Origin of the sequence: Microbacterium sp. HMWF026 (genome assembly GCF_003061325.1) — a bacterium.
In the GTDB taxonomy this organism is placed as follows: domain Bacteria; phylum Actinomycetota; class Actinomycetes; order Actinomycetales; family Microbacteriaceae; genus Microbacterium; species Microbacterium testaceum_E.
Window position 1 is genome coordinate 1 of the sequence record NZ_QAJB01000376.1, and the last position, 5,989, is coordinate 5,989.

General features: G+C 74.0%; 4 protein-coding genes and 1 pseudogene. 4 read left to right on the forward strand and 1 reads right to left on the reverse strand.

Annotated elements, in window-relative coordinates; all coding sequences use genetic code 11:
- From DBR36_RS17865 to DBR36_RS13970, 4 genes and pseudogenes are all read left to right on the forward strand, one after another.
- Positions 1 to 403: pseudogene (locus DBR36_RS17865) on the forward strand (potassium transporter Kef); the annotation flags it as partial.
- A gap of 5 nt (positions 404 to 408) precedes the next feature.
- Positions 409 to 2,217: a VWA domain-containing protein gene (locus tag DBR36_RS13960; RefSeq protein WP_258222864.1), complete on the forward strand. Its 1,809-nt coding sequence runs from the start codon at positions 409 to 411 to the stop codon at positions 2,215 to 2,217.
- A complete protein-coding gene (locus tag DBR36_RS13965) occupies positions 2,210 to 2,818 on the forward strand; it encodes a phosphohydrolase (protein ID WP_108320350.1) in 609 nt (202 codons plus the stop codon). The genes DBR36_RS13960 and DBR36_RS13965 overlap by 8 nt, the downstream gene beginning before the upstream one ends.
- Positions 2,811 to 4,223 (forward strand): AMP-binding protein, encoded by a 1,413-nt coding sequence (locus DBR36_RS13970; RefSeq protein ID WP_258222863.1) that lies wholly within the window; start codon positions 2,811 to 2,813, stop codon positions 4,221 to 4,223. The genes DBR36_RS13965 and DBR36_RS13970 overlap by 8 nt, the downstream gene beginning before the upstream one ends.
- Positions 4,224 to 4,269: 46 nt before the next feature.
- Here DBR36_RS13970 and aceB read toward each other — a convergent pair whose 3' ends face one another.
- Positions 4,270 to 5,883, reverse strand: a complete 1,614-nt coding sequence (aceB, locus tag DBR36_RS13975) for a malate synthase A (protein ID WP_375136083.1) — start codon at positions 5,881 to 5,883, stop codon at positions 4,270 to 4,272.
- Positions 5,884 to 5,989: the final 106 nt, after the last annotated feature.

The following is a 5,989-nucleotide window of genomic DNA, read 5'->3' on the forward strand; positions in this document are numbered from 1 at the left end:
GGCCCGCATCGTCGACGTCCCGCCACCGGCCGCGGCGGCCGCGCTCGGTCTCGCCGAGGCGGATCTGCGGGCCTTCACCGACCGTCAGCGGAGCGACCGGTTCTGGTGGCCCGGCCGCACGGCGAGCCGCGGGTACGTGTGCGCGATCGGCGGCTTCGCGGGCTTCGGCGGCGCGTGGACGGCGCCCCCGGCCGATGCCCGGTCGCTCGCCGAGCCGGGCGCCTTCGCCGTGCGCACCGCGCAGCGGTGGTGGCGAGTCGAGGCCGATGTCTGGGGGTCTAGGCTGACGGAGCTCCCCGCGGAGCCGACCGCCGCCGCGCCCCGGGGCGGTGGGGCCACGGCATCCCTCGTCACCTTCTCGGAGTCGTACCTGGCCTGGGTCCACGTGGCGGAGTCCGCGTGAAGACGATGCCGCTCGCCGGCGACGACCGCCGCGCGTGGGAGAGCGCCCAGCAGCTGTGGGGCGTGCGGATGCACGACGCCACCCTGCGACCGGGCGCGGGGAGGGAGCACGGCGCACCCGCGTGGTTCACCTTTCCCCCGCAGATCGTCGTGGACCCGCGGATGGTCGCCGACCTCGGCGGCGCGGACGAGCTCGAGAGCGTCTTCGCGCACGAACTCGGCCATCACGCCCTCGCCCCCGGCACACGGTTGGATGCGCTGAAGATCCGCCACCAGTTGGCGCGCACCCTCGTCGCCGCCGGAGCCACATCGCTGCGCGATGACGACCTCGCGATGCTGGCGAACCTGTGGACCGATCTGCTCGTGAACGCGCGGGTGGCCCTGCTGCAGCGGCGGCGGGACGGCCCCGGCGAACCGGGGATCACGCGGCTGTCGCGCTCGCTCTTCCGCGCCTCGCGCGACACGGGAGGGCGGCTGTGGTGGGTGTACCTGCGCACGTATGAGCTGCTGTGGAACCTGCCCCCGGGCACGCTCTGCGCGGTCCAGCCGCCGCCCGCGCCGCGGCTGCCGCAACCGAGGCGGGCCGATGTCGAGGCCTCGGAGCCGTACCGCCGCCGGGCCGACGACAGAGTGCGCGCCGCGCGGGTCGAGGCCGAGCGCGTGGCGCGGGAACTGGCCGAGGCGACCATCACGCGCCCCGGCCTGGACGCCGACCTTCTCGCCGAGCTCGTGCGGACCTTCGCGGGCGATGCGGTGTCGGGGGCGCTGCGGTTCGGTGTGCTGATGGCGCCGTACATCGTCGCCGATCGCGCGATGCTCGAGCGCATGCCGAGCGGGGTGTGCGCGGCCGACGAGGCCCCGCCCGGCGGGCCGGAGCTCGGCCGGGTGCTGGCCGATCGCAGACTGCACGAACCGCTTCCCGCGCGCGAGATGCCCGGGCGCGGGCCCGCGAGCGGCGTCACGCGCTCGGACGGGGGCGGGGCGGGACAGGCCCTGGGGATCGCCGAGACCCTCGAGCTCTACGACGCGGCGGACCAGGATGCCGTGCTCGCCGCGTGGTACCGCTCCGAGGCCGCGCGGTGGGTGCGTCCGCTGACGCGGCGCGCCCCGTCGACGCCGTCCGAGGAGCTGCCCGGACCGGTCGAGACGTGGGAGACGGGCGACGATCTGGCCGACCTCGACTGGCCGGCGACGCTCCGAGCCGGGGGAGTCGTGGTGCCGGGGATCACGACGCGGCGCCGCTCCTTCCTCGCCGACGAGCCGCTGCCGCGCGAGACGAGCATCACGCTCGACCTGTACATCGACTCGTCCGGCTCGATGCCGGATCCGCAGACCGGCTCGCCCGCGGTGCTCGCCGGCACCATCCTCGCGCTGTCGATCCTGCGGGGCGGGGGTCGCGTCCGCGTCGCGAGCTTCTCGGGGCCCGGCCAGGTGGGGGGCAGCGAGGACTTCTCGCGCGACCCGGTCCGCGTGGTGCGCGATCTCGCCCTGTTCTTCGGCGGAGGGACGACGTTCCCCCTCGACCTGCTCGAGCGCCGCTCGCTCGGGAGGCAACCGGCCTCCCGGGAACGCCGCCATCTGGTCGTCCTCTCGGACGACGGGCTCGTGTCGATGTTCGGCGAGGGCGATCCCGATCGAGCCGGGGTCGCCGCGCAGGTGCGCGCGACGCTGTCGACGGGCACTCTCGTCGTCCTCGACAGCTCGCGGCAGGTGGAACCCCTCGCCCGGGCGGCGGGGTACGACCTGCTGTACATCGAATCGATGGACGACGCTCCCCGGGCGTGCGCCGAGCTGGCGGAGGTGCTGAATGGCTGACGCCGACGAACTCCTGCGGGTGTGGTCGACCCTCGCGCCCCCCGAGGCCGAGGCCTGGGCGCTCGCGAGCCCCGGCCCGGCGCTCGACGCGGTCGCCGTCCGACTGTCAAGCGTGCCGCGCCCGTTCCTCGACGACGAGGTCTCCCTCGCGGCCCTGTCGGGCGATGTGATCGGGGCGGTCTGCGCCTCGGCCGCCCACGCGGACGACCCGCGCGTGCGCCGCGGGGCGGCGATCGGTCTGTGGCTGCTGGCCAGCGAAGAACTCGTCGAGCCGTTCCGGCCGTCGCCGGCCGGTCCGCGGGCGATGCGCGCCGTCGACGCGTTGGCGCTCCGGCTCGCACCGGTGGTGGACCCGCTCGACTGGTTGTCCGACGACGAACGGCGAGAGGAGGCCGCGCGCACCTTTCTGCTGTGGGCGGGGTTCCTGCCCGCGGGTGAGGACCGTTCGACCGCGCAGGCGCTGTGGCAGGCGCGGGACTCCCTGCGCCGCAGCAGCGCCCTCGCCGAGGCCTACGCGGCGCACGAGCACCGTGCCGAGATCGCCCGGCGTCTCGCGGAGGCCCGAGCCAGAGAGGCTGCGGCGAGGTACTCGAGTGAGTGACCACGGCACGTCGGCGCTGCCCGACCGCGACCTGACGACGGCGACCCACGATCCCGACGACCCTCTCGCGCTGGGGGAGTACCGCCCGGGTGCGACGGCGGTGCTGACGGATGCCGAACGCTGGCCGACCCTGGACGCCGCGGCCGCGGCTCGCCTGGACCGCTGGCGGTCCCACCCCGCCGCTCCCGCGTGGGTGCACGCGACCGGCGACCGGCTGACGGCGGAGGCGGTCGAACGGACGCGCCGGCCGCTGCCGCTCGCGGGGTGGATGGACGAGCATCTCGCCATCGCCCGGAGGCTGCCGTTCTACCGGGGGATGACGGGCCTGGAGACCCTCGCGGACTTCCCCCTCATCGGTCGGTCCGATCTCGTGAGCGACGTCTCGGCGTTCGTCCCCCTCGACGCCGACCTCGACCGCTTGCTCCACGGCACGAGCTCGGGCTCCACCGGGGCGGCGCTCGTCATCCCCGACGACGTCGAAGAGGTCGCGCGGGGGTTCCATCTGCTCGTCGATCTCGTCCGCCGCGCCGGGGTCGAGTGGCGCCCGGACGCGGAGAGGATGGCCCTGGTGTGGGTGCTGCAGCAGCGTCAGGCGTTCACCTACGTCTCGGTGATCAGCGGGTTCGCGCACCGAGCCATGGCCCGGGTGAACCTCGACGAGCGTGCCTGGCGGGTGGCATCCGACCGCTCCCTCTTCCTCGCCGACGCCGATCCGCAGGTGATCTCGGGAAACCCGACGAGCCTGGCCGAGCTGCTGAGCGACGACCTCCGCTCCGTCGTGCGTCCGCTCGCGCTCTTCTCGGGCGCGATGGCCCTGGCGGCGCCGCTGCGCGCCGAGCTCGAGGCCGCCTTCGCGTGCCCGGTGATCGACGTCTACGGTCTGCACGAGACGAGGCCGATCGCGGCGCGCACCGACGACGGTCCGTTCCGCGTGCTGGATCGCCGGGTCCATGTCGAGGTCGTGGATGCCGCGGGGCGGCCGCTGCCCGAGGGCGGCGTCGGAGAGCTCGTCGTGACGGCGGGCGAGAACCCCCTGCTGCCCCTGGTCCGCTATCGCACGGGAGACGTCGGGCGCCTGGTGCGGCTCGCGGACGGAGCGGTGGGCATCGCCGACCTCGAGGGCCGCGAGCACACCGAGTTCGTCACCGGGGCGGGCGGCCGCATCCCCTCGGTCGATCTCACTCAGCAACTGCAGACGTACGGCGCACGCGGCTGGGCCGTCGTGCAGGCCCCCGACGGTGCGGTCGAGGTCACGATCGCGGGGGGCGATGCCGCCCGGGTGCGGCGGGCGCTGCAGGCGCTGCTCGATCAGCGGGTCGTCGTCACCCGCGTCGAGCGGCTGATCGACCTGGGTGAGGGCAAGCCCCGGCGCTTCGTCTCGCACGCGGCCCCGCGGCCCGCATGACGCGAGCCCCCTCCCGCGGCGGGGAGGGGGCTCGTGCCGGCACCCGTCAGTCGAGGTACTTCGCGTAGGCCGGGAGCGTGAGGAACGCGGGGAACTCCTCGCGCAGGGCCACCTCGCGGAACACCGCGGCGGCGTCGTCGAAGCGGTCGCCCTCGGACCGCGGCGTCTCGGCGAGCATCTCGGTCACGATCCGCTCGACGAGGTCGCGCGTGATCGGGGTCCCCTCGACGGTGCGGTGGTCCTGGTGGATCCACTGCCAGATCTGCGAGCGCGAGATCTCGGCGGTCGCGGCGTCCTCCATCAGGTCGTCGATCGCGACGGCCCCCAGACCCCGCAGCCACGCCTCGATGTACCGCAGGGTCACCGACACGTTGCCGCGCACGCCCGCCGCGGTCACGGGCCGGCCGATGCGCACGTCGAGCAGGTCGGCCGGCTCGACCGTCACCTCGTCTCGGGTGCGGTGCAGCTGGTTCGCCGCCGTCCCCAGCACCGCGTCGAATTCGGCGCGGGCCACCGGGATGAGATCGGGGTGAGCCACCCACGTGCCGTCGAAGCCGTCGCCGGCCTCGCGCCGCTTGTCGGCGGCGACCTTCTCGAACGCCGCCTCGGTCACCTCGGGCTTGCGCCGGTTGGGGATAAACGCGCTCATACCGCCGATCGCGTAGGCGCCGCGCTTGTGGCACGTGCGCACGAGCAGCTCGGTGTAGGCCCGCATGAAGGGCACCGTCATCGTCACCTCGCTGCGGTCGGGGAGGACGAAGCGCGCCCCGCGCCCGCGGTAGGTCTTGATGATCGAGAAGATGTAGTCCCAGCGGCCGGCGTTCAGGCCCGCGCAGTGGTCGCGCAGGGCGAAGAGGATCTCCTCCATCTCGAACGCCGCGGGCAGCGTCTCAATCAGCACGGTCGCGCGGATCGTGCCGTGGGCCAGGCCCAGCCGCTCCTCGGTGAACGAGAACACGTCGTCCCACAGCCGTGCCTCTTCGGCGGACTCGATCTTCGGCAGGTAGAAGTACGGACCCCGGCCCGCGGCGATCAGCGCGTGCGCGTTGTGGAACACGTACAGGCCGTAGTCGACGAGAGAACCGGATGCCGGCAGCTCCCGCCCCGCCCGGTCGATGAACGTCACGTGCTTCTCGGGCAGGTGCCATCCGCGCGGGCGCATCACGATGGTGGGCGTGCGCTCGGCGGTGACCTCGTAGCGCTTTCCCTCGGCGCTCGTGAACGACAGCTGCCCGCGGATCGCGTCGAACAGCGACAGTTGTCCGCCGATGACGTTCGCCCAGGTGGGGCTCGTGGCATCCTCCTGGTCGGCGAGCCAGACCCGCGCTCCGGAGTTGAGCGCGTTGATGGTCATCTTCGGGTCGGTGGGGCCGGTGATCTCGACCCGACGGTCCTCGAGGCCGGGACCCGCTCCGGCCACGCGCCACGAGGGGTCCTCGCGGATGTGCGCCGTGTCGGCGCGGAAGTGCGGGTCGTCCCCCGTGCCGATCTCGAAGCGGCGACGCAGGCGCGCAGCGAGCCGGTCGTGGCGACGCCGGGCGAAGCGGTCGTGCAGCTCGGTGACGAAGGCGAGCGCGGCGGGGGTCAGGATCTCGCCGTCGCGTCCCTCGAGGGGACGCTCGAGACGCAGGTGCGGGAGGGATGCCGAGGGTGCCGGCATCCGGGATCCTTCGGCGTCGGTGCGGCTCCCGGTCGGCGGGGTCGCGGTGGTGGGCGGGGGAGAGGTGATGAGGGTCATGGTCGTGGCTTTCTGTGCGGTGCGCCCC